Genomic DNA, 22,384 nt, shown 5'->3' on the forward strand with positions numbered 1-22,384 from the left:
GACGAAAACTAAAATTAAATATAGATACCTTTTTTCTCTAACGTCGCTTTTGCTAAATCAAAAGGCATTTCCACGTAGCTTTTGAACTTCATCGTGAAGCTAGCGCGGCCTTGAGATTTTGAGCGAAGATCAGTACTATAACCGAATAATTCCGCCAATGGAACTTCTGCAGAAATTAAATCTTTGTTCTGCTTGATTCCCATTGTTAAAATCTTGCCTCTCTTCGAGTTAATGTCCGAGATAACATCTCCGGTATAGTCTTGTGGAGTCACAACTTCCAGCTCCATAACTGGCTCAAGAAGGACTACCCCTGCTTTTTTACAAGCATCTCTGAAGGCGCTCGAAGCAGCAATTGCGTAAGCAACTTCTGTTGATTCGTTTTCATTGAATTCGACAGCTGTTAGCGTCGCTTTAATATTTAGGAAAGGGTAACCGGCCATTGCCCCACCAGGAGCCGTGTCCATAACCGCTTTCTTAATAGAGTCGATAAAGTTTTGGCCAATCTGCTTGTTAGTTACAGATGACTCAAAAAGAACTCCGGCCTGGTAATCAACTGGTTCAACTTTTAAAGTCACAGAACCAAATTGCATTTTTCCGCCAAGCTCGCGGTTGTATGTGTGAGATTCAGAAGCAGTTCCTGAAATACTTTCGCGGTAAGAAACCTGAGGTTTACCTACACGGATCCCAACGTTGAATTCGCGCTGAAGTCTGTCGGCGATAATTTCAAGGTGCAACTCTCCCATTCCCAGGATCAGAAGCTGGCCAGTTTCCTGGTTGTTGCTGAACGTGAAAGACGGGTCTTCATTTTTTAATTGTTCTAGTGTTGAAAGAAGTTTCTTTTCATCCGCTGCTGTCTTTGGCTCGATAGCAACAGAGATAACCGTTTCCGGGAACTCCATTAGGTCGTAAATGATTGGCTTATTTTCCGTACAAAGAGTTTCACCTGTCGTTGTATCTTTGAATCCTGCAACCGCAACGATATCTCCAGCAAAAGCTTCTTGAAGCTCTGTACGTTTATCAGCGTGCATTTGGAAAATTTTATTTACTCTCTCGCGTTTCTTTTTAAGCGAGTTATAAACAGTCTGTCCTGACTCTAGCTTCCCAGAGTAGATACGAACGTAAGTTACACTTCCAACGAATGGATCAGTCGCGATCTTAAAAGCGATCCCGCTGAACATTTCATCAATTTCTGGCTTTCTCACTTCGACTTTATCCGGATCTTTTAAGCTGTGACCTTTAAGCTCTCCTCTATCTGTTGGAGATGGAAGGTAATCCAGAACTGCATCTAGAAGCGGCTGGATACCTTTGTTCTTAAAAGCTGATCCACAAAGAACTGGGATGAAGTTGTGAGAGATAGTTGCTTTTCTTAAAGCAGCTTTGATTTGAGCAACACTTGGTGCCTCTCCCATAAGAATAAGGTCCGTTAGTTCCTCATCAAATTCAGAAAGGTTGTCTAGAAGCTCATCTCTGTATAATTGGCATTCATCAACAATGTCTGCTGGAATGTCTTTAATTTCAATTTTTGAACCTAAGCTCTCAGCTGGGAAATATACGGCTTTCATTTCAAGAAGGTCGACAATTCCAGCGAAGTTTTCTTCAGAACCAATTGGCCACTGAATAGCTGCGGCTTTTTTATCAAGCTTCTCTCTGATTTCCGAAATACAGTTTTCATAGTTCGCACCCATACGATCCATCTTGTTGACGAAAGCAAGGCGAGGAACTTTGTATTTATCGGCCTGTGCCCAAACCGTTTCCGATTGAGGCTCAACACCAGAGACGGCGTCGAAGACTCCGATCGCCCCATCAAGAACGCGAAGAGATCTCTCTACTTCAATCGTAAAGTCTACGTGTCCCGGGGTATCGATAATGTTGATTGTTTGTTTGTTCCAGCTACATGTAGTAGCGGCAGATGTGATCGTAATTCCTCTTTCCTGCTCCTGAATCATCCAGTCCATCGTCGCAGTTCCATCGTGAACTTCACCGATCTTGTGGCTCTTTCCAGTGTAGTAAAGAATCCTTTCTGTGGTCGTAGTTTTACCGGCATCAATGTGGGCCATGATTCCGATGTTACGAATTTTATCAATCTGTTTAGAACTCATAGTCTTTAAAAATAAAAAAAGCTCCCCTTTCGGGGAGCTCCTGATTTATGCAAAAATTAAATTACTACCATTTAAGGTGAGCGAAAGCCTTGTTAGCTTCTGCCATTTTGTAAACGTCTTCACGTTTTTTAACAGATCCACCACGGTTTTGAGAAGCATCGATGATTTCATCAGCAAGCTTTTGAACCATAGTCTTTCCACTTCTAGCTGAAGAATATTCTTTTAACCAACGAAGTGCTAGTGATTGGCGACGAGCTGGACGAACTTCAACTGGAATTTGGTAAGTAGCTCCACCAATACGGCGAGACTTTACTTCTACAGCTGGCTTAATGTTCGAAAGAGCTTTTTTGAAAACTTTTAGAGGCTCTTCACCTGTTTTTTCTTGAACTACTTCAAGAGCTCCGTAGAAGATTTTTTCTGCTACAGATTTTTTACCACCGATCATAAGTGTGTTCATGAACTTTGTGATAACGATGTCTTGGTAAACTGGATCAGGAAGTACTTCTCTGACGTCCGCTTTTCTTTTTCTACTCATATGATACTCCTCTTCACTTCTTTCCTTCGAAAGAAATTACTCTCCCCAACCCGAGTAAACAGAAAGGGGAGTGTGTTATTTAAAATTACTTATGTAATTTACTATTTCTTAGGTCTTTTCGCGCCGTACTTAGAACGACCTTGGCGTCTCTTATCAACACCAGTCGCATCTAGAGCACCACGGATAGTATGGTAACGAACCCCTGGAAGATCTTTTACTCTTCCTCCACGGATAAGAACGATACTGTGCTCTTGAAGGTTGTGACCTTCTCCACCGATATATGAAGTTACTTCAAATCCTGAAGTAAGCTTAACTCTACATACCTTTCTCATAGCTGAGTTTGGTTTCTTTGGAGTCGTTGTATAAACTCTCACGCAAACTCCACGTCTTTGAGGACATGATTTTAAAGCTGGCGATTTAGTTTTCGAATACTTATCTTCGCGACCCTTTCTGATTAACTGATTAATTGTAGGCATAATCCAACTGCTCCCTTAAGTTCCCACTTCTGCAAAAATACTAGCCATTTTTCTTACCAGAAGAAAATGGCTAGTTCAAGTTTATTTTTAAAATGATAATGAAGCTGCAGACGACACTTCGTCCTCGCTCATTACGGCCTCATAGTTTCTATATCTTGGAATACCCGATCCTGCTGGAATTAGGCGTCCCATGATTACGTTTTCTTTTAATCCACGAAGTGCATCAGATTTCCCTTCAAGTGCTGCTTGAGTAAGAACCTTTGTCGTTTCCTGGAAAGAAGCTGCAGAGATAAATGAGTCTGTCGTTAAAGATGCTTTTGTGATCCCTAGTAGAAGCGGTGCCGCTTCTGCTGGTTTCTCGCCTGCAGCAATAAGTCTTTCATTTACTTCATCAAGCTCACCGCGAGTTACTGAATCCCCAGTTACGTAAGTAGAGTCACCAGCGTTAGTGATTTCAACTTTCTTTAACATTTGAGATGCGATTACCTCGATGTGTTTATCATCGATCTTAACCCCTTGTAGGCGATAAACTTCTTGGATTTCGTCAACGATGTAACGAGCAAGAGCTTTAACCCCAAGTACACGTAAAATATCGTGTGGGTTAGATGGTCCATCCATGATTGGTTCCCCAGCACGGATATAGTCACCTTCGTTAACAACTACGTAACGTCCTTTTGGAACTACGTATGTCATTGGATCTGATCCGTCTTCTGGACGAACGATGATTCTTCTGTTTCCTCTTAATTCAGTACCAAATTCAATTGTTCCTGAGATGTCAGAGATCTGAGCAGCGTTTTGTGGCTTACGTGCTTCGAAAAGTTCAGCAACACGCGGAAGACCTCCGGTAATATCCTTAGTCTTCGTTGTTTCACGTTGAACTTTTGAAACCGCTGTACCAGCGTCAACTTTGTCACCTTCAGATACGATGATCGAAGCTCCGACTTGTAGACGGTAAGCTGCGTATCTCTTCGTTCCTGGAACAAGAATTGGAGAACCGTTGTCATCAACAATCACGATGCGTGGTTGAAGAGATGGGTTTTTAGATTCTGTTACAACTCTGTGAGATAGACCTGTAACCGCATCCACTTGCTCGTTAACTGTAGATCCAACAATTAGATCTTCGTATTTAACAGTACCAGAAACTTCTGTAAGAACTGGAATAGCGAATGGATCCCATTCAAGTACTCTATCCCCTACTGAAACTTCCTGACCTTGTTTGAAGAAAATTTTCGATCCGTAAACTACTGGGTATCTTTCCTTCTCAACACCGCGAGCGTCTTTTACAACAAGCTCTCCGTTTTTGTTCATAACGATAGTAACACCTTCGTTATTTACAACAGAAACTACGTTTTCAAGGTGGATAACACCGGCCGTACGAACTTCAGTTTTGTTTACTTGAGCACCTGCAGTTGCAGTTCCCCCAACGTGGAAAGTTCTCATCGTAAGCTGTGTTCCTGGCTCCCCGATTGACTGAGCAGCGATTACCCCAACTGTTTCACCGATTGAAACGAGCTTTCCGCGAGCAAGGTCGCGACCAAAACAGTATGCACAGAAGCCGTGTCTTTCTTTACAAGTTAGAACTGATCTAACTTTAATCTGATCGACTTCTTGTTCTTTAAGAACTTTCAGGTCTTTTTCAGTCAGCATGTAGTTTCTTGGGAAAACTTCAGTTCCTGAACCAGACATAATAGCTTGAGCAGTTACACGGCCCATTGCTCTTTCAGCAACGTGCTCAACAACTTCTCCAGCTTCAATTCTTGATGTAAGCGTGATTCCGTCAGTTGCGTTACAGTCAACGTTTCTGATGATCCCGTCTTGAGCTACGTCAACTAGACGACGAGTCAGGTATCCTGAGTTCGCTGTCTTAAGAGCTGTATCGGCTAGACCTTTACGAGCACCGTGAGTAGACGTGAAGTATTCAAGTACTGATAGACCTTCACGGAAGTTAGAAGTAATTGGCGTCTCGATGATCTCTCCAGATGGCTTCGCCATTAGACCTCTCATCCCTCCAAGCTGTCTGATCTGCTGAGTAGAACCTCTGGCTCCAGAGTTCGCCATCATGTATAGAGAGTTGAATGATGGAGCATTCATAGTCTCTTTACCATCTTCAGACGTGAAAGTTTGAGTCGAAATACGCTCGATAACTACTTTTGTTAGTCTTTCGTTTGTTTGTGCCCAAACGTCGACGATTTTGTTGTAACGTTCACCATCAGTAATAGAACCTTCGTTATATTCTTCAGTGATTTTTGAAACTTCTTTATGAGCTTCAGCTAGAATTCCTGCTTTTTCAGCTGGAATTGTCATGTCGTTAACGTTGATCGAGATACCCGCTTTTGTCGCGTACTCGTATCCAAGTCTCATGATAGCGTCAGCTAGCATTACAGTGTCTTTTTCTGTACCAACACGGTAAGCGTGGTCAATTAGTTTCCCTAGTTCTTTTTTCCCTAGGATTTGGTTGATGTCGTTGTACTTAAGACACTTAGGTACTGCATCCCAAACGAATGTACGACCTACAGTTGTTTCGATCATTGTGTTGTCGATACGAACTTTAATCGGCGCTTGAAGGTGTAGGTTACCTGAGTGGTAAGCGAACTGTGCTTCTTCCTTAGATGCGAATACTTTGTTGTATCCACGAGCGTAAGGTCTAATTCTTGTCATGTAGTAAAGACCAAGAACGATATCCTGAGAAGGAACGACGATTGGTGTTCCGTCTTTTGGAGAAAGAATGTTGTTTGTAGACATTGCTAGAATACGACATTCGATCTGAGCTTCAATCGATAGAGGAACGTGAACGGCCATCTGGTCACCGTCGAAGTCAGCGTTGAACGCTGTACATACTAGAGGGTGAAGTTGGATCGCTTTACCTTCGATAAGGATTGGCTCGAATGCCTGGATACCAAGTCTGTGTAGAGTAGGTGCACGGTTAAGTAGTACCGGGTGCTCTTGAACAGCTTCTTCCAGGATATCCCAAACTTCTTGCTTTTGTTGGTCAACCATCTTCTTAGCTACTTTAATAGTAGTACAGTGACCTTTTTCAATTAGTTTGTTGTAAATGAACGGCTTGAAAAGTTCCAGGGCCATAAGCTTTGGAAGACCACACTGGTGAAGTCTTAGGCTTGGACCTACTACGATTACCGAACGTCCAGAGTAGTCAACACGCTTACCAAGTAGGTTTTGACGGAAACGTCCTTGCTTACCTTTTAGCATGTCTGAAAGTGAACGAAGAGGACGCTTGTTAGCTCCTGTGAACACTTTACCACGACGACCGTTATCAAATAGTGCATCAACCGCTTCTTGAAGCATTCTCTTCTCGTTACGGATGATGATTTCTGGTGCGTTTAGTTCTTTTAGTCTTCTTAGACGGTTGTTTCTGTTGATTACACGACGGTAAAGATCGTTAAGATCTGAAGTCGCAAAACGTCCTGCTTCAAGAGGAACTAGAGGACGAAGATCTGGTGGTAGAACTGGAATAACATCCATCATGAACCACTCAGGCTTGTTCTCAGACTTTAAAATTGATTCAACAACTTTAAGTCTCTTGATAACTTTAGCGCGGGCCATTTCTGTTGTGGCTGCAGCCAGGGCACGACGAAGTTCTTTGTTCGTAATGTCCATATCGATTTTTCTAAGAAGTTCTTTAATCGTCTGTCCACCCATACCAGCTTCGAACTCGATTCCTTGTTCTTTTAGCTCTTGGTATTGTTGTTCAGAAATTACGCGACCAACTTCAAGACCACCGTCAACATTGTCAGTAGCTGAAGAAGTTACAACGTAGGCTTCATAATAAAGAACTCTTTCAAGTTCTTTTAGAGTAAGGTCTAGAAGAGCTCCCAAACGAGATGGAAGTGATCTTAGGAACCAAATGTGAGCAACTGGAGCAGCAAGTTCAATGTGACCTTGTCTTTCACGTCTAACTTTCGAAAGCGTTACTTCAACACCACACTTCTCGCACACGACTCCTCTGTGCTTCATTCTCTTGTATTTTCCACAAATACATTCGTAATCTTTGATTGGTCCAAAGATTTTTGCACAGAAAAGACCATCTCTCTCTGGCTTGAAAGTACGGTAGTTAATTGTCTCTGGTTTCTTTACTTCACCAAAAGACCATTCTCTGATTGTATCTGGAGACGCCATTCTGATCGAAACAGCTTCTACACTGATTGGATCTTTCGGCTTATCAAAAAAGTTTAACAAGTCTTTCATTTTATATTCCTTGTACGATTTAAATTTTAAATTCAGTATCCGCTTACGAAAACCAGTGCGGGAGGTTTAAGATCCCGCACTCAAAACACTTAGTTAAAAGTGCTTTCTTCTTCTGTGTTCTCTTCTAGTTTAATGTCTAGACATAGAGCTTGAAGCTCTCTGATTAGAACGTTAAACGACTCAGGTAATCCTGGTTCAAGAACTTGCTCACCTTTAACGATCGATTCATACATTCTTGTACGTCCGATAACGTCATCAGATTTAACAGTTAAGAATTCTTGTAGTGTGTAAGCAGCTCCGTATGCTTCAAGTGCCCAAACTTCCATCTCTCCAAGACGTTGTCCCCCGAACTGAGCCTTACCACCAAGTGGTTGCTGAGTTACAAGAGAGTATGGTCCAGTAGAACGAGCGTGGATCTTCTCATCAACAAGGTGGTGAAGTTTTAACATGTACATCGCACCAACTGTTACGTCTTCCGAGAATACGTCACCAGTTTTTCCGTCGAATAATGTTGTCTTCCCTGATCTATCAAGGTCACCAAGTTCAAGCATATCTTTGATATCTTCTTCTGAAGCACCATCGAATACACTTGTAGAGAAACGAACACCTGTTGAAAGTTGTTCAGCTACTTCAATAACTCTTTCGTCAGAAGCTGATTTTAACCAAGCTTCTACTTCTTTAGTTTTGTAGATTTTAAAGATGAAATCTTTCAGCTCATTAACTTTTGCTTTTTCTTCCATCATCGTCTTAATTTTTTCACCAAGACCACGTCCTGCCCATCCAAGGTGTAGCTCAAGAAGCTGACCGATGTTCATACGTGAAGGTACCCCTAGTGGGTTAAGAACGATTTCAACTGGAGTTCCATCTGCAAGGTATGGCATGTCTTCTGCGGTAACAACGTTAGAGATAACCCCTTTGTTTCCGTGACGGCCGGCCATTTTATCACCTGGCTGAAGCTTTCTCTTAATCGCTACGTAAACCATTACCTTCTTGATTACTCCAGGAGGTAACTCGTCACCTTTGTGTAGCTTAGCGATTTCATCGTTAGCTTTTTGGCGAACTCTAGTGATTCTGTTTCTTACGTCAGCGAAGTACTCAGAAAGTTTTTCTTCAAGAGCAGCTTCTAGAGGTAAGTAACCGATTAGTTCGAAAGGAATTGAAGCCAGGATTTCACCTGTAACAGTTACGCCCTTTCCAAGAAGCTCAGTTGTCCCGTCTTCAGAAATAAGTTTATCTGTTGTCTTCGCTCCTTTGAACATTTCAGCGATCTTTTGGATTGCTGATGTTTGGATAGCTTTAATCTCGATTCTTTCGTCACGACGGATTAGTGTCGTTTCGTGGTCGATGATTTCTTTTGAACGAGCGTCTAGTTCAACACCTTCGCGAGTGTAAACTTTAGCGTCGATTACAGTTCCGCGAACTGATGAAGGTACGCGAAGTGATGTATCTTTTACGTCCCCAGCTTTGTCCCCGAAGATAGCTTTAAGAAGTTTTTCTTCTGGAGAAAGTTGAGATTCACCTTTTGGAGTGATCTTACCAACAAGGATATCCCCTGGCTTAATGATCGCACCAACGCGGATAATACCAGCTTCATCAAGGTCTTTTAGGGCCTCTTCAGAAACGTTTGGAATATCGCGAGTGATTTCTTCTTTACCTAATTTTGTATCACGAGCTTCGATTTCAAAGCTTTCGATGTGAACAGATGTAAACACGTCTCTTGCAAGAATGTTTTCGTTAATTAGGATCGAGTCCTCATAGTTATATCCACCCCATGGCATGAACGCTACTAGAACGTTTTGTCCAAGGGCAAGGTCTCCCAGCTGAGTAGCTGGACCGTCAGCAATAACCATTCCTTTTAGAACCTTGTCCCCTTCTTTAACTAGGGCTTTTTGGTTGTTACAAGTATTTTGGTTAGTACGTTGGTATTTTGTAAGTTTATAAACGTCTACTCCAGACTCACCTTCAGAGAAGTTATCTCTTTGGATTACGATTCTGTTAGAGTCAACGAAGATTACACGTCCACCTTCTTTTGCATAAACGATCGCACCAGAGTCACGAGCAATAATTTGCTCAACACCAGTACCAACGATAGGAGCATCAGTTCTAACAACTGGCACTGCCTGTCTCATCATGTTCGATCCCATTAGCGCACGGTTGGCATCGTCGTGCTCAAGGAATGGAATAAGTGATGTAGCAATCGAGATCATCTGAGTTGGAGAAACGTCCATTAACTGAACTTCGTTTGCACCTACTACAGTAAAGTCACCAGCTGAACGAGCAGCGATAGCATCACCAACGATTTTTTTACCGTCAACGTACTTAGCTTCAAGCTGAGCAATAACTTTTCCTTCTTCTTCGAAAGCCGAGAAGTATTTTGGAGCTGAAATCGTTCTGTCTTCGTTTACTACTTGGTATGGAGTTTCAATGAAACCATACTCAGAAACGCGAGCGTATGTAGCAAGAGATGTGATTAGACCGATGTTTGGTCCTTCCGGTGTTTCTACCGGACACATTCTTCCGTAGTGAGTAGGGTGTACGTCACGTACTTCGAAACCAGCGCGTTCACGAGTTAGACCACCTGGCCCAAGAGCTGAAAGTCTTCTCTTGTGAGTTACTTCAGAAAGTGGGTTTGTTTGATCCATGAACTGAGAAAGCTGAGAAGAACCGAAAAATTCTTTTACAGCAGCTGCAACTGGTTTTTGGTTAACTAGATCGTATGGCATCATCGTTTCAATTTCTTGAATGGCCATTCTTTCTTTAACCGCTCTTTCCATTCTTACTAGACCAACTCTGAATTGGTTTTCTAGTAGTTCACCTACAGCTCTTACACGACGGTTACCAAGGTGGTCGATATCATCGACTTTACCTTTACCGTTGTTAAGTTCTACCAGGTATTGAACAGTAGTTAGGATATCTCTTCTTGTAAGAACTGTTTCTTCTACAGGAATGTTCATTCCGAATTTGTAGTTGATTTTCATACGACCAACTTTCGACAGGTCATATTTTTCTTTATTGAAGAAAAGGTTTTCAAAAAGTTGAGACGCAGCTTCTACCGTTGGAGGTTCACCTGGTCTTAGTCTTTCGAAAATTTTAACTAGAGCATCTTCTTTAGTTTCTGTTTTATCGATAAGAAGAGTGTTTCTGATTTGGTCCCCGAAGTTGATCATGTCGATGTAAAGAACGTTAACTTCTTTTACACCAGCTTTAACTAAATCGTGGATTTTTGCTTCAGAAAGAGCTTCGTTAGCAAGACAGATTACTTCACCTGTTTTTTCGTTGAAGATATCTTCTGCTAGTACTTTACCAACAACTTCTTCAAGTTCAGCTGGAAGTTCAGTAATTTTTGAATCTTCCATCTTCTTTACAGAAGCTTTTGTATATTTTTTACCTTTTTTAACAATCGCGTTTCCTGATTTATCAAGAATGTCAGCGTTTGCTCTTGTTCCAACAAGTAGGTTGAAGTCTAGTTTTCTAGAGTATGAACCATCTTTGTTAAATGAGATTGTTTCCATCTGGTAGAACTCTTTTAGAAGTTCAGATGTAGAGTATCCCATCGCCTTAAGAACTACAGAAGCGTGAAGCTTTCTCTTTCTATCGATACGAGCGAATAGAATGTTCTTGTGGTCGAATTCGAAATCTAGCCAAGAACCTCTGTGAGGAATGATTCTTGCTGAATATAGAAGTTTCCCAGAAGAGTGTTTTTTTCCGTTGTCGTGTTCGAAAATGATCCCTGGAGATCTGTGTAGCTGAGATACGATTACTCTCTCAGTTCCGTTGTAAACAAATGACCCAGTTTCGGCCATTAGTGGAATGTTTCCTAGGTAAACTTCTTGTTCTTTTACCGAAGAAACAGTTCTTTGCTCAGCTCCGTCTCTGTCAACGCTTACGTCGAAGAAAACAAGGCGAACAACTACTTTAAGAGGAGCTTCGTATGAAAGACCTCTCTGACGGCATTCTTTTACTGTATATTTAGGTTCTTCTAGAGAGTATGAAACGAACTCTAGAGAAACAGTTTTGTTAAAGTCGTAAATTGGAAAAACTGACTTGAAAACTTGTTGAAGACCAAGGTCAATTCTCTTTGCAGGTGGAACATCTTTTTGAAGAAAATCTTCGTAAGAGTTTACCTGTAACTTCATTAATGGCGGGGTATCTAATACTGCTGGAGTATTTGAAAAGGTCTTGCGAAACCATTCGTTAGGTGAAAAAACCTGAGTCATCGCGCTCTCCTCGTATAAGAGATAATTCTTAGAATAATTTATAAAAAGCTAAAAACACAAAAAGGCGTGAAAGAGATTCCTCTCTTTCACACCTTATTTTTAAAAAATCTATTTTAAACTAAAGCAATCAAATTACTTAAGTTCAACCTTAGCTCCAGCACCTTCAAGAGTTTTCTTGATTGCTTCAGCGTCAGCTTTTGAAAGACCTTCTTTAACAGTCTTTGGAGCACCTTCAACTAGATCTTTAGCTTCTTTTAGACCAAGACCAGTGATTGTACGGATTTCTTTAATTACGTTAATTTTCTTGTCTCCACCGTCAGCTAGAACAACTGTGAATTCAGTTTGTTCTTCAACTGCAGCAGCTGGACCAGCAGCACCAGCAACAGCAACAGGAGCTGCTGATACACCGAATTTTGTTTCTAGTTCTTTTACTAGGTTAGCTAGGTCAAGAACTGACATTTTAGAGATGTGCTCGATTAGTTGTTCATTAGTTACGCTCATATAAGTCTCCTATAAAATAAAAATTTAAAAAAATTGTAATTAAGCTAGTTCGCCTTTTTCTTTCTTCTCTTGGATAGCAAATAGTACTCTAGCAAAAGCAGAAACTGGTGCTAGGAATGTAGCTAGAAGAGTACCAAGCATTTGGTCTCTTGAAGGTAAATCCGCAAGTTGTTTCACTTGTGCTTTAGATAACATTTGGCCATCAAGTACTCCACCTTTAAGATCCACAAGCTCTAAACTAGCTCCTGCTTCCTTTAAAGATTTTGCTACTGCTGCTGGGTCTTCGAACGCAAACGCAAGAGCGTGTGGTCCATGAAGATCAGCAACTAGAGCTTCAACAGGTGTCCCTGCTGCAGCTTTTTTGAAAAGCGTGTTTCTTGTAACAACCATTTTTCCGTTGTTATCGCGAACTGCTTTTCTTACGCTAACGGCATCATTTGATGTAATACCGATTAGGTTTGTAAGAAAGATTGCTTTAGCACGACCAATATCTGTTTTCAGATCTTGGATGATTGCATCTTTCTCCGAACGGTTAAGCATAAATCCTCCTATTAATATTTGGAGGGAGATTTGGGCAGGCTTTACAGTTAAACTTGGGTTAGAAATTTAACAGACCGACTTTCATCAATCCCTACAGTAAACTTTAATTAAACAGCGTTGAACGCTTCTACAGTGTCAATCTTGATCCCTGGACCCATAGTTGTACTAAGAGTTAGAGATTTAATGTATGTTCCTTTCGCTGAAGCTGGCTTAGCTTTTACGATTGCAGTAAGAACTGCAGAGTAGTTAGCTTTAAGTTGCTCAACAGTGAAAGAAGATTTCCCGATTGGAATATGAACGATACCTGTCTTCTCAGTTCTGTACTCAACTTTACCTGCTTTTTGCTCTTTTACAGCTCCAGCGATGTCAGTTGTAACAGTTCCAAGTTTTGGGTTTGGCATTAAACCACGTGGCCCAAGAAGACGAGCAACTTTACCAAGTTTACTCATCATGTCTGGAGATGCGATTACGCGGTCGAAATCTAGCCATCCACCAGCGATTTTTGTGATGATATCATCTCCACCTGCGAAGTCTGCACCAGCAGCTGTAGCTTCATCAACTTTTGATCCTGAAGTGATCGCAACAACAGTTACAGATTTACCTGTACCAGATGGAAGAGCTAGAGCTCCTCTGATCATTTGATCAGCGTGACGTGGGTCAACCCCTAGTCTGAACGCTAGATCAACTGTTTCGTCGAATTTTGCTGATTTTGCTTCTTTAGCTAGTTTAATAGCTTCGTCAGATGAATAGACTTTAGTTCTATCGATCTTTTTTGCGGCTTCTGCGTAACGCTTTCCCGGCTTTTGCATAATATTCTCCTGTGGTCAAACGACTGTGAAGTCTCCCACCCTATTTCCCGTAATTGGGATTTTTTAATTAGTAATCTAGTTTTAGACCCATTGAACGGATTGATCCTTCGATCGTTCTCATTCCTGCTTCTTTTGTTCCAGCAGTTAAGTCAACTTTCTTAGCTTCTACGATTTCTTCAACAGTCTTCTTTGGAACTTTTTTAGCCATAACTTCTGAACCTGGCTTTTGAGCTCCTCTTTCCAGTTTTAACTTATCTTTTAGAAGGTAAGTTGCTGGAGGAGTCTTTGTAACGAATGTAAACGATCTGTCAGAGTAAACTGTAATGATCGTTGGAAGAACAACACCGTTTTGTTGTTGAGTTTTTGCGTTGAAAGCCTTGCAAAACTCCATGATATTTACACCTTTTTGACCAAGAGCTGGTCCAATTGGTGGAGATGGGTTTGCTTTACCACCTGCGATTTGTAATTTAATGAAACCTGTTACTTTCTTAGCCATATAAACTCCTGCTTATCCCAACAAATGCTTTATTATGAAATTTTCTCAACCTGAGTGAAGTCTAACTCTACTGGAGTTGGACGACCAAAGATTGAAACGTTAACTTTAATCTTACCTTTATCGCTTACTGCTTCGATTGTTCCTACGAAGTTAGCAAACGGCCCTTCAATAACTTTAACAGACTCGCCTTCAGCAAAATTAACAGACGTACGTGGTTTTTTGAACCCGTCTTCCATTTGAGAAGTCATGTACGCAGCTTCCTCTTCTGTAATTGGAGCTGGTTTATCTAACGTTCCCCCAACAAAACCAGTGATTTTGTCAGTGCTTTTAACAAGGTGCCAAGTCTTATCATTCATGATCATCTTAATCAAGACGTAACCTGGAAAAAACTTCTTCTTGATGGTCTTCTTCTTCCCGTTAGCAGTTGTTACCACTGTTTCTTCAGGAACAAGGATCTCAGCGAAAAGATCAGTCATTTTATAGTTAACGATTCTCTCTTTAAGAGATTTTGTTACTTTGTTTTCTTGTCCAGTCTGAGCTTTAGCAATGTACCATTTGAAATCTGGTGTATCGCCCTTAGCTAGCTCAACAGTATCGTGATTTGTTTCAGCCATAATTTTAGTTACCAATAGATGTTATTAATAAAGGAACTCTAATACTTTTTTGAAGATGAAATCTACAGATGTGAAGATTGCAGCAACAACAACAAGAGCGATAGCAATCCCTATTGTCATTTTTACTGTGGCATCTTTCGACGGCCATACAACTTTCACAAGTTCATTATAAACTTCTTGTAAGTATGTTGATGTTTCATTGTTTTTTAGGATGTAAATGAATGTACCTAGACCTGTAACGAAACCAAGTCCTTGAGCTACAACACTGTAGTTAGAAATTTTTGTTTCTAAATCAAACCAGTCACCAAGTTGTCCTACGAATTTATAGACAACAAATCCTGCTAATGCTGATGCAATTACAACTAGAGCTGTAATCCATTTTCTTGAGTCTTCGCTCTTAATGATCGACATAGTTAACCTTTCTTTGGGATAAAAAAATTAGAGTCTAATAGATATGCAAGAAAAAACCCAATTTGTCTAGTGAGATTTGAAAGAATTCAGCGCGTTGCGGCCTGTTGGCCAAGACGACGTCAAAAAGTGGCGGGTGCAGTAGGATTCGAACCTACAACCAAGTGATTTGGAATCACCTACTCTACCATTGGAGCTATACACCCATTGAGGAAATTACTGTGAGATAAAAGCGGGCCGAATTTCTTCGGCCCGCATTGTAAACTTATAAAGTTTAATTAGAACTAATCGTTGATTTCAGCAACAGTTCCGGCACCAATCGTACGTCCACCTTCACGGATCGCGAAACGAAGTGACTTTTCCATAGCGATCTTAGAAATAAGCTCTACTTTGAAAGTTGTGTTGTCACCTGGCATTACCATTTCTACACCTGGGTTCAGTTCAATTGACCCAGTTACGTCTGTTGTTCTGAAGTAGAACTGTGGACGGTATCCTTTGAAGATTGGAGTGTGACGTCCACCTTCTTCTTTTGTAAGGATATATACTTCACCTACGAACTTAGCGTGTGGAGTTACTGATCCTGGCTTAACAAGACACTGACCGCGCTCGATATCTTCTCTCTTCGTACCACGAAGAAGTAGACCAGCGTTGTCCCCTGCTTGACCTTGGTCTAGAAGCTTACGGAACATTTCGATACCTGTTACAGTTGTCTTTTGAAGATCGCGGATACCAACGATTTCGATCTCGTCGTTAACTTTAATGATCCCTCTTTCAATACGTCCAGTTACTACCGTTCCACGTCCAGAGATTGAGAAAACGTCCTCTACTGGCATTAGGAATGGCTTATCAACATCACGTTGAGGAGCTGGAATGTATGAATCTACTGCATTCATAAGTTCGATGATTTTGTTTTCACCGATTTCTGGGTTACGTCCTTCTACTGCTGCTAGAGCTGATCCAGCTACGAAAGGAATCGCGTCCCCTGGGAAGTTATAAGAAGAAAGTAGCTCTCTCATTTCCATTTCTACAAGTTGTAGAAGTTCTGGATCGTCTACCATGTCTACTTTGTTAAGGAATACTACTAGAGCTGGTACACCTACCTGACGAGCAAGAAGGATGTGCTCTCTAGTTTGTGGCATTGGTCCGTCTGCTGCTGAACAAACAAGGATACCACCATCCATCTGAGCTGCACCTGTAATCATGTTCTTTACATAGTCAGCGTGACCTGGACAGTCTACGTGAGCGTAGTGACGAGTTGCTGTTTCGTATTCTACGTGAGCAGTGTTAATTGTAATACCACGTGCTTTTTCTTCTGGTGCTGAATCGATATCTGCGTATGACTTAGCTGCTCCACCGTGGTGTTTTGCCATTGTCATTGTAATTGCTGCTGTTAGTGTCGTCTTACCATGGTCTACGTGACCAATAGTTCCGATGTTAACGTGAGGTTTGTTACGGTCAAATTTTTCCTTAGCCATCTGGTCTCTCCTTCTTCATTTATTCTCTAAAAGAATTAATTTTTTTATATGGAATTATAACGGGTTCTAAATTAAGTCAACAGTATGCCTGTGAAGCCCCCCTCTGACAAGAGGAAAAAAGTGGAGCTCCCGATGGGAATTGAACCCATGACCTCTCCCTTACCAAGGGAGTGCTCTACCACTGAGCCACGAGAGCAAAATCGTTAAGTATTATGTAAATAAATTATTAAAGATTGGGTAGAGAATGGAGCGGGCGACAAGATTCGAACTTGCGACATCCACCTTGGAAGGGTGGCGCTCTACCAACTGAGCTACGCCCGCATAGAAAACACTGGTTAGAATGGTGGAGAGAGAAGGATTCGAACCTTCGAAGGTATAAACCGACAGATTTACAGTCTGTTGCCTTTGGCCGCTCGGCAATCTCTCCTCATATTCCAGCTCTCACTTAAGATAAAAGATGGAGCTGACTATAGGAATCGAACCTACGACCGTCGGTTTACAAAACCGATGCTCTACCAACTGAGCTAAGTCAGCCTACAGTATCTAACCGCTATGCTAGGGGTATTTTATAAACGATGGTGTTTTTAAAGGCAATCTTTTTTTTAAAAAAAATTGTCGTTAAACTGCTCCGAAAATTTTTTCCATGGCAATTGCTGCAGCGACTGATACGTTGAGAGATTTGATTTTTCCTGCGGGTTTGAAGGCAATTGTCGTATCGACCACTCTGCTAACAGCATGTGACATACCCACATCTTCTGCGCCTAAAACTAAACAAATTGGTTTTGAATGATCCATTTCGCCCAAAGTTCCTGAAGCGTGTTCAGATAAACCGATACAAGCGGCACCCAATTCTTTAATTTTTGTGATTGTTTTTGGAAGGGCCGAACAGCGGACAATTTTCACGTGCTCAGTTGCTCCAGAGGCAATACGAGAAAATCCCGGCCCAAGACCAAAGTTCCCCTTAGCTGAAATTAAAATCGCGTCTACGCCGTAAAAAGCGGCCGTTCTCATAATGGCCGCACCGTTATGGGCATCAGTCACCTGATCAAGAGCTAAAATTTTAATTGGGATGCGACTCTCCAGCTGATTGTAGATCCAAGTTGGCTCGTAAATATTAATCGGACTTACCAACATGAAAATCCCACTTGGGACACGTTGAAATTCAAGATCCAGGTCGCGGTAATTTTTCTTTGCTTCTTCTTGAAGAGCGTGGCCTTCAAGCCATCTCACTTTTTGCAGAGGGATTTCATGATCGCGAAGACCGCTGCGCTTTTTAAATTCCTGAAAGCCTTCGTCTGTTGTGACGATTTCAAAGATTTGTCTCTCTGGATTTCTAATAGCTTCGGCAATACTGTGAATGCCAATGATCATGTCGTGGTCCATACTCTGTCCTGAAAATGTGGAATCTCTAGAATGGACACTTTTTATAAGAGGTTGACCACAAAAGCAACTTTAGAAGCCCTGGGGCTTTTATAAATCCCGGGCCTTGTTAGAATATAAGTAAGTTTTACAGGGAAAGGTGGATATGTTGGTTCTGATTATCGTTGCCGCGGTCTTTTTTTATTTTGCTCTAGGTGCGCTCTTTATTCACAGGGCCTACAGCAAATTTGGAAAAGTATATCCCGGAAAGGTCATCGGCCTTCATCGAAAGCAAAATTCTGTTCAAGCTCATCAAGACAATTTCCCTGGTTTTTATTATTGCCCGGTCATTGAATATACTTTTAGCACTAAAGAAAAAGTCATCTTTATTGGCGGAGGAAATGCTGAAATCGAGCATACCATCGGGCAAAAGGTCGACGTTTTGGTGCTCAACGGGCGCAAAGAAAATGTGATTTTACGAGATAAGACTTACCTTATCTTTGGTTTGGTTTTTCTCTTCATCGCCATTGTGGATTTTGCTATCTATATCAAATTCACTTCATTTATGTTTGGCCTTTATAGCGCCGTTTTCTTTTTCGGGGTTCTCCCCTCAGCTCTTTATTTCTTTCTCAGGTTTAAATCCCAATCAAGCCTTACGGACTTGCTGAACAACAGCAATCTGGTGACGATGGATCAATTAAAAACGATGAATGTTATCTGGCAGACCAGCGAGACGGCGGCGATAAAAGAGCGTTCATTCAAAATAGGAATGATGGTCTGTCAGGTTTTTATGTTTCTTTGCCTGGCCGGATTCTTTATGACCTGGAAAAGCCTTTCTCCTGAAGGTGCTTTTAGCGCTAAATTATTTTTGACTGGTAAGATAGCCTGGAATGACCTGGCAAATTCGACTCAAAGGGCACTGGTGATTTTAGGATGCATTCTCTATGCAGCCGCCATGCTGGTTTTCAGCATGGTGCGACTGAATAGAAAAAGAAAAAATGCGCAAATTACTTCAATAAATTCTTAAGTGTAGAAATCAATTCATCGCGCTTAACTTTTGTTACAGTTCCTGTTTTGCGCTCGATGATTTCCAGCTCGCCAGAGGCTCCAAAGTCTCTTTCTCCAAGAACTACACGGTATGGTAATCCCAGAAGGTCAGCGTCCTTGAATTTGTTTCCTGGACCAACATTTCTGTCGTCGTAGACAACATCGATTCCCGCTTTTTTCATGTCAGCGTAGATTTCGTCTGCGATTTTAGCAAACTCTTCTGCCTTCACGATTGTAGCGAAGTACACGTCGTATGGTGCGATTGATTTTGGCCAGATGATCCCGTTAGCATCGTGGTTTTGCTCGATAGCTGCGGCCACAACTCTGGTTACACCGATACCATAACAACCCATAAGTGGAGTCACTAGTTTTCCGTTTTGGTCTAGAACCCCTACTTTCATGTCTTTTGTATACTTGTCACCAAGTTGGAAAACGTGACCAACTTCGATCCCGCGCTTTTCAACAACAGTGTGCTTTCCATCCAGAGTTAAATCTCCTGCTTTTGAAAGGCGAAGATCGGCCTGGACGATTTTTTTCATATCGCGTTTTGGGTTAAAGCCCATCACGTGAGCGTCTTTTTTATTTGCTCCGATTGTGTATGAAGCATCTAAGTTAACAGCGTTATCAAAAATGATTTCCAACTGTCCTTCAAGACCTGCAGGACCTATGTAACCTTTCCAAAGTTTTGCTTTTTTAAGCTCGTCTTCAGAAGAAGCTGCAAGGTGGTCGCACTTTAAGAAGTTTTGCAGTTTAATTTCGTTAACTGAATCATCTCCGATCATCATTGCCAGAATCATTTTTGATTCATTGCCAGTTGTCGCTGTATAAACCATCGACTTCAAGCTTTGAGCTGCTGTCTGACCTAAAAGAGCGCAAACGGCTTCAATCGTTTCAGTTTTAATTGTCTCTACTTCTTTCATCGGAACAACATTCATATCGTATGTTGTTGGTGCTCTTTTGGTTTGAGCTTTTTCAATGTTAGCAGCGTATTTCGCTTCAGCTGAGTAGATGATTAAGTCTTCACCAGAGTTTGCTACAACCTGGAATTCGTGTGTTTTAGAATCAGATGAAGCCATCGCTCCACCGTCTGCTTCAACTGGGATAAATTCTAGTCCTAAACGCGTAAAGATCGCCGTGTAAGCGTCGTAAAGCGCCTGGTAACCCACATCTAAGCTCGCCTTATCCAAGTGGAACGAATAAGCGTCTTTCATAGTGAATTCGCGACCTCTCATAAGACCAAAACGTGGTCTGATTTCGTCACGGAACTTTGTGTTGATTTGGTAAAGTGTCACTGGCAGTTGTTTATAAGACTTAATCGTCTTTCTAAAGATATCAGTTACAGCTTCTTCGTTTGTTGGAGAGATACACAGGTCAGCGTCTTTTTTATCTTTAAAACGAAGCATCAGTCCGCCCATCTTGTCCCAGCGTCCTGTTTCCTGCCACAACTCTCCTGGAGTCACAACAGACATGGTGATTTCAAAACACCCGATCTTGTCTAGTTCCTCACGGATAATATTTTCTACTTTTCTAATCGAGCGAAGCCCCATTGGAAGGTAGTTATAAAGACCAGATCCAGCTTTGTGGATAAGTCCTGTTCTAATCATAAGTTGGTGAGAAGCAATCTCAGCGTCAGCTGGAACTTCTTTATACGTCTGCCAAAAACCAGTAGATAGTTTCATAAAGATCCTTTATCGGTGAATTAAATTAAATTGATGTTACTACAAAGTCGCTACTATTGAAATGATGGTTGTAGCGCTCTGGGGAGTGAGAATGCTTCTACTGTCTCGCGTTCTAATGATGCGGCAGAAACAATCTCGTAAGCAGATGGTGTAGCTAGAAGCTTTCTGCACAGAAGATTGTGAACGTGGTGACCTGATTTATAAGTCGTAACTTTACCAGCAATTTCATAACCCATAAGGGCAATATCCCCTACAGTATCAAGGATTTTGTGGCGTACGAACTCATCCTGGAAGCGAAGGCCTTCAGGGTTAACAACTTTGTAATCGTCGAGAACGACTGCGTTATCAAGAGATCCACCCTTGATTAGTCCCTTTCTCTTTAATGCGTCTACATCTTTTACGAAACCGAATGTGCGGGCACGGCCAATTTCATTGATATAGTTTTCGCATGAGAATTCGAAAACTTTGTTTTGAGTTTTAATTGTCGGGTGAGCAAACACGATTGTTGAATCAATCACCAGTTTTGATGATGGTTCGATCTCGGCCCACTTGTCATCAAACTCAACACGTACTTTCTCAAGCACGACTAAGAATTTTTTTGATTTATTTAATGTCGCGATCCCTGTTTCCTTCAGAAGGAAAACAAAAGATGCTCCCGAACCATCCATGATTGGAACTTCCGGTCCGTCGATTTCACAGTAAACGTTTTCAATACCAAAACCATAAAGAGCAGAGAGCAAGTGCTCAACAGTGTGAACAGCATTAACTCCAGCGCCGATAGTTGTATTGTTTTCAGTTGCACCTACAGTTAAAGCATTTGCTTTTAAAACTGGAGCGTCTTGAAGATCTACGCGTTTGAATTGAATACCAAAATCCGCCTCTGCTGGATGCATAGTTAGGGTAACCTTCTTTCCTGAGTGGATTCCGATACCTGTCACTGATAATTTTTTAGCAATAGTGCGTTGGTTAAGCATTCTGTTAATTACCTAATTCTTTAATAGTTACCATAATTTAATCGTCGCGTAATTTATTGGCAACTACAAACATATTATAAACTGTTAGGAGGGAGGACAGAAGAAATAAATCTTGCCGATGTGGTGTTACCCGAGTGCCTCGCTCTAATAATACCCCATTTAGCCTTTTTCAGAGGGAAAATCACCTTATTATGAAAAAATTCCTCATTAAATAAAGAGCATTTTTGTAGTCTTTTTTACTAAAAAACCCTTTGTTTCCAAAGGGTTAATGATCTATCCAATGTCTAGGCTAACTAATTTAAATTTAAGGGAAAACTAGCTTTTCGAGCTCGGCCCTAGAGGAGATCACTTTAGAAACTAGCCCCAAAGAGATGGCTTCTTCGGGAGAAACCCAGCGGTCGCGCTCCATCATCTCTTCATAGCGCTCTTTAGGAATACCAGTTCGCTCAGAATAAAGAGCGTGCATTTTATGTTTTAAATCGATGATGTCTTTAGCGTGAATAGCGATATCAGACGCCGGGCCGGTGATTGTTCCGCCGATTAAAGGTTGATGAAGCAGGATTTTTGAACGCGGAAACATAAAGCGGTTTTCTTTTTCTGCGGCCAGTGAAATAACTGAGCCCATGCTTGCGGCCATGCCGGAAATAATGGTGATCACTTTTGGTTTGATAAATTGAATCGTGTCGTAAATTGAAAAACCTGAATACACTTCGCCACCAGGTGAATTGATCCACATGATGATTGGTGCTGATGAGTTTGCTTTTTCTAAAGCTAAAAGCTCACGGTTAATTCTTAAAGCGAGCTCTGCTTCAACTGGTCCGGTTAGAAAAACGCTGCGAGATTCAAATGCAAAAAGATCAACTTTGTTAGATAAGTTTTGTTCGCTCATACTTCTTCCTTGATTGAGTTTTAATGAGCGTAAAATAAAAAAATTAAAAAGAGAGTATGTAAA

17 protein-coding genes and 5 tRNA genes are annotated in these 22,384 nt (G+C 41.4%); 1 reads left to right on the plus strand and 21 read right to left on the minus strand.

Annotated features, from left to right (window positions below):
- Window positions 1-14: 14 nt before the first annotated feature.
- The 18 genes from fusA to AC6JA8_RS18525 form a co-directional block, all read right to left on the minus strand.
- Window positions 15-2,099: an elongation factor G gene (fusA, locus tag AC6JA8_RS18440; protein WP_497975098.1), complete on the minus strand. Its 2,085-nt coding sequence runs from the start codon at window positions 2,097-2,099 to the stop codon at window positions 15-17.
- Window positions 2,100-2,163: 64 nt separating this feature from the next.
- Window positions 2,164-2,634, minus strand: coding sequence for a 30S ribosomal protein S7 (gene rpsG, locus AC6JA8_RS18445; protein ID WP_102245283.1), 471 nt, complete (start codon window positions 2,632-2,634; stop codon window positions 2,164-2,166).
- A 101-nt stretch (window positions 2,635-2,735) separates the two neighbouring features.
- Window positions 2,736-3,110: a 30S ribosomal protein S12 gene (gene rpsL / locus AC6JA8_RS18450; RefSeq protein ID WP_102245284.1), complete on the minus strand. Its 375-nt coding sequence runs from the start codon at window positions 3,108-3,110 to the stop codon at window positions 2,736-2,738.
- An 87-nt stretch (window positions 3,111-3,197) separates the two neighbouring features.
- Window positions 3,198-7,313, minus strand: a complete 4,116-nt coding sequence (gene rpoC / locus AC6JA8_RS18455) for a DNA-directed RNA polymerase subunit beta' (RefSeq protein WP_497975099.1) — start codon at window positions 7,311-7,313, stop codon at window positions 3,198-3,200.
- An 89-nt stretch (window positions 7,314-7,402) separates the two neighbouring features.
- The gene (gene rpoB, locus AC6JA8_RS18460; RefSeq protein WP_497975100.1) at window positions 7,403-11,530 is read right to left on the minus strand and encodes a DNA-directed RNA polymerase subunit beta; all 4,128 of its coding nucleotides are present in this window, start codon (window positions 11,528-11,530) and stop codon (window positions 7,403-7,405) included.
- Window positions 11,531-11,662: 132 nt separating this feature from the next.
- Entirely contained in the window at window positions 11,663-12,031 is a 369-nt protein-coding gene (gene rplL, locus AC6JA8_RS18465) for a 50S ribosomal protein L7/L12 (protein WP_102245287.1), read from the minus strand.
- A gap of 39 nt (window positions 12,032-12,070) precedes the next feature.
- Entirely contained in the window at window positions 12,071-12,571 is a 501-nt protein-coding gene (gene rplJ / locus AC6JA8_RS18470) for a 50S ribosomal protein L10 (protein ID WP_102245288.1), read from the minus strand.
- A gap of 107 nt (window positions 12,572-12,678) precedes the next feature.
- Entirely contained in the window at window positions 12,679-13,380 is a 702-nt protein-coding gene (gene rplA / locus AC6JA8_RS18475; RefSeq protein ID WP_491638632.1) for a 50S ribosomal protein L1, read from the minus strand.
- Window positions 13,381-13,447: 67 nt separating this feature from the next.
- Window positions 13,448-13,876, minus strand: coding sequence for a 50S ribosomal protein L11 (rplK, locus tag AC6JA8_RS18480; protein WP_102245290.1), 429 nt, complete (start codon window positions 13,874-13,876; stop codon window positions 13,448-13,450).
- Window positions 13,877-13,908: 32 nt separating this feature from the next.
- Window positions 13,909-14,490 carry a transcription termination/antitermination protein NusG gene (gene nusG / locus AC6JA8_RS18485; RefSeq protein ID WP_102245291.1) on the minus strand — a complete coding sequence of 194 codons (582 nt, stop codon included), beginning with the start codon at window positions 14,488-14,490 and terminating at the stop codon, window positions 13,909-13,911.
- 24 nt (window positions 14,491-14,514) lie between these two features.
- The gene (gene secE, locus AC6JA8_RS18490) at window positions 14,515-14,901 is read right to left on the minus strand and encodes a preprotein translocase subunit SecE (protein WP_497975101.1); all 387 of its coding nucleotides are present in this window, start codon (window positions 14,899-14,901) and stop codon (window positions 14,515-14,517) included.
- Window positions 14,902-15,028: 127 nt separating this feature from the next.
- Window positions 15,029-15,104 (minus strand) — tRNA-Trp (locus AC6JA8_RS18495).
- A 78-nt stretch (window positions 15,105-15,182) separates the two neighbouring features.
- Entirely contained in the window at window positions 15,183-16,373 is a 1,191-nt protein-coding gene (gene tuf / locus AC6JA8_RS18500; protein WP_102245281.1) for an elongation factor Tu, read from the minus strand.
- A 121-nt stretch (window positions 16,374-16,494) separates the two neighbouring features.
- Window positions 16,495-16,569 (minus strand) — tRNA-Thr (locus AC6JA8_RS18505).
- 49 nt (window positions 16,570-16,618) lie between these two features.
- Window positions 16,619-16,694, minus strand: a tRNA-Gly gene (locus AC6JA8_RS18510).
- A 20-nt stretch (window positions 16,695-16,714) separates the two neighbouring features.
- A tRNA-Tyr gene (locus AC6JA8_RS18515) sits at window positions 16,715-16,800 on the minus strand.
- A 31-nt stretch (window positions 16,801-16,831) separates the two neighbouring features.
- A tRNA-Thr gene (locus AC6JA8_RS18520) sits at window positions 16,832-16,907 on the minus strand.
- An 84-nt stretch (window positions 16,908-16,991) separates the two neighbouring features.
- A complete protein-coding gene (locus AC6JA8_RS18525) occupies window positions 16,992-17,756 on the minus strand; it encodes a TrmH family RNA methyltransferase (RefSeq protein WP_497975102.1) in 765 nt (254 codons plus the stop codon).
- A 142-nt stretch (window positions 17,757-17,898) separates the two neighbouring features.
- Between AC6JA8_RS18525 and AC6JA8_RS18530 the strand changes: the two genes are divergently transcribed.
- Complete coding sequence (locus AC6JA8_RS18530) at window positions 17,899-18,759, plus strand: DUF3592 domain-containing protein (RefSeq protein ID WP_497975103.1); 861 nt, start codon at window positions 17,899-17,901, stop codon at window positions 18,757-18,759.
- On the opposite strand, the gene AC6JA8_RS18535 is transcribed toward AC6JA8_RS18530, so the two are convergent.
- The 3 genes from AC6JA8_RS18535 to AC6JA8_RS18545 form a co-directional block, all read right to left on the minus strand.
- Window positions 18,740-20,458 (minus strand): proline--tRNA ligase, encoded by a 1,719-nt coding sequence (locus tag AC6JA8_RS18535; RefSeq protein ID WP_497975104.1) that lies wholly within the window; start codon window positions 20,456-20,458, stop codon window positions 18,740-18,742. The genes AC6JA8_RS18530 and AC6JA8_RS18535 overlap by 20 nt on opposite strands.
- A 53-nt stretch (window positions 20,459-20,511) precedes the next feature.
- Window positions 20,512-21,432, minus strand: a complete 921-nt coding sequence (gene lpxC / locus AC6JA8_RS18540; RefSeq protein WP_102245296.1) for a UDP-3-O-acyl-N-acetylglucosamine deacetylase — start codon at window positions 21,430-21,432, stop codon at window positions 20,512-20,514.
- Window positions 21,433-21,736: 304 nt separating this feature from the next.
- Entirely contained in the window at window positions 21,737-22,321 is a 585-nt protein-coding gene (locus tag AC6JA8_RS18545) for a ClpP family protease (RefSeq protein ID WP_497975105.1), read from the minus strand.
- Window positions 22,322-22,384 lie beyond the last annotated feature (63 nt).

It is taken from the genome of Bacteriovorax sp. HI3 (genome assembly GCF_059738875.1).

Excerpts from the sequence above, each read along its gene's own strand:
- rpoB (WP_497975100.1), bottom strand. The coding sequence starts at position 11,530 with ATGACTCAGGTTTTTTCACCTAACGAATGGTTTCGCAAGACCTTTTCA.
- secE (WP_497975101.1), bottom strand. The coding sequence starts at position 14,901 with ATGTCGATCATTAAGAGCGAAGACTCAAGAAAATGGATTACAGCTCTA.
- nusG (WP_102245291.1), bottom strand. The coding sequence starts at position 14,490 with ATGGCTGAAACAAATCACGATACTGTTGAGCTAGCTAAGGGCGATACA.
- AC6JA8_RS18530 (WP_497975103.1), top strand. The coding sequence starts at position 17,899 with ATGTTGGTTCTGATTATCGTTGCCGCGGTCTTTTTTTATTTTGCTCTA.
- rplL (WP_102245287.1), bottom strand. The coding sequence starts at position 12,031 with ATGAGCGTAACTAATGAACAACTAATCGAGCACATCTCTAAAATGTCA.
- AC6JA8_RS18545 (WP_497975105.1), bottom strand. The coding sequence starts at position 22,321 with ATGAGCGAACAAAACTTATCTAACAAAGTTGATCTTTTTGCATTTGAA.
- rplJ (WP_102245288.1), bottom strand. The coding sequence starts at position 12,571 with ATGCTTAACCGTTCGGAGAAAGATGCAATCATCCAAGATCTGAAAACA.
- tuf (WP_102245281.1), bottom strand. The coding sequence starts at position 16,373 with ATGGCTAAGGAAAAATTTGACCGTAACAAACCTCACGTTAACATCGGA.
- rplK (WP_102245290.1), bottom strand. The coding sequence starts at position 13,876 with ATGGCTAAGAAAGTAACAGGTTTCATTAAATTACAAATCGCAGGTGGT.
- fusA (WP_497975098.1), bottom strand. The coding sequence starts at position 2,099 with ATGAGTTCTAAACAGATTGATAAAATTCGTAACATCGGAATCATGGCC.
- rpsG (WP_102245283.1), bottom strand. The coding sequence starts at position 2,634 with ATGAGTAGAAAAAGAAAAGCGGACGTCAGAGAAGTACTTCCTGATCCA.
- rplA (WP_491638632.1), bottom strand. The coding sequence starts at position 13,380 with ATGCAAAAGCCGGGAAAGCGTTACGCAGAAGCCGCAAAAAAGATCGAT.
- AC6JA8_RS18535 (WP_497975104.1), bottom strand. The coding sequence starts at position 20,458 with ATGAAACTATCTACTGGTTTTTGGCAGACGTATAAAGAAGTTCCAGCT.
- lpxC (WP_102245296.1), bottom strand. The coding sequence starts at position 21,432 with ATGCTTAACCAACGCACTATTGCTAAAAAATTATCAGTGACAGGTATC.
- AC6JA8_RS18525 (WP_497975102.1), bottom strand. The coding sequence starts at position 17,756 with ATGGACCACGACATGATCATTGGCATTCACAGTATTGCCGAAGCTATT.
- rpoC (WP_497975099.1), bottom strand. The coding sequence starts at position 7,313 with ATGAAAGACTTGTTAAACTTTTTTGATAAGCCGAAAGATCCAATCAGT.
- rpsL (WP_102245284.1), bottom strand. The coding sequence starts at position 3,110 with ATGCCTACAATTAATCAGTTAATCAGAAAGGGTCGCGAAGATAAGTAT.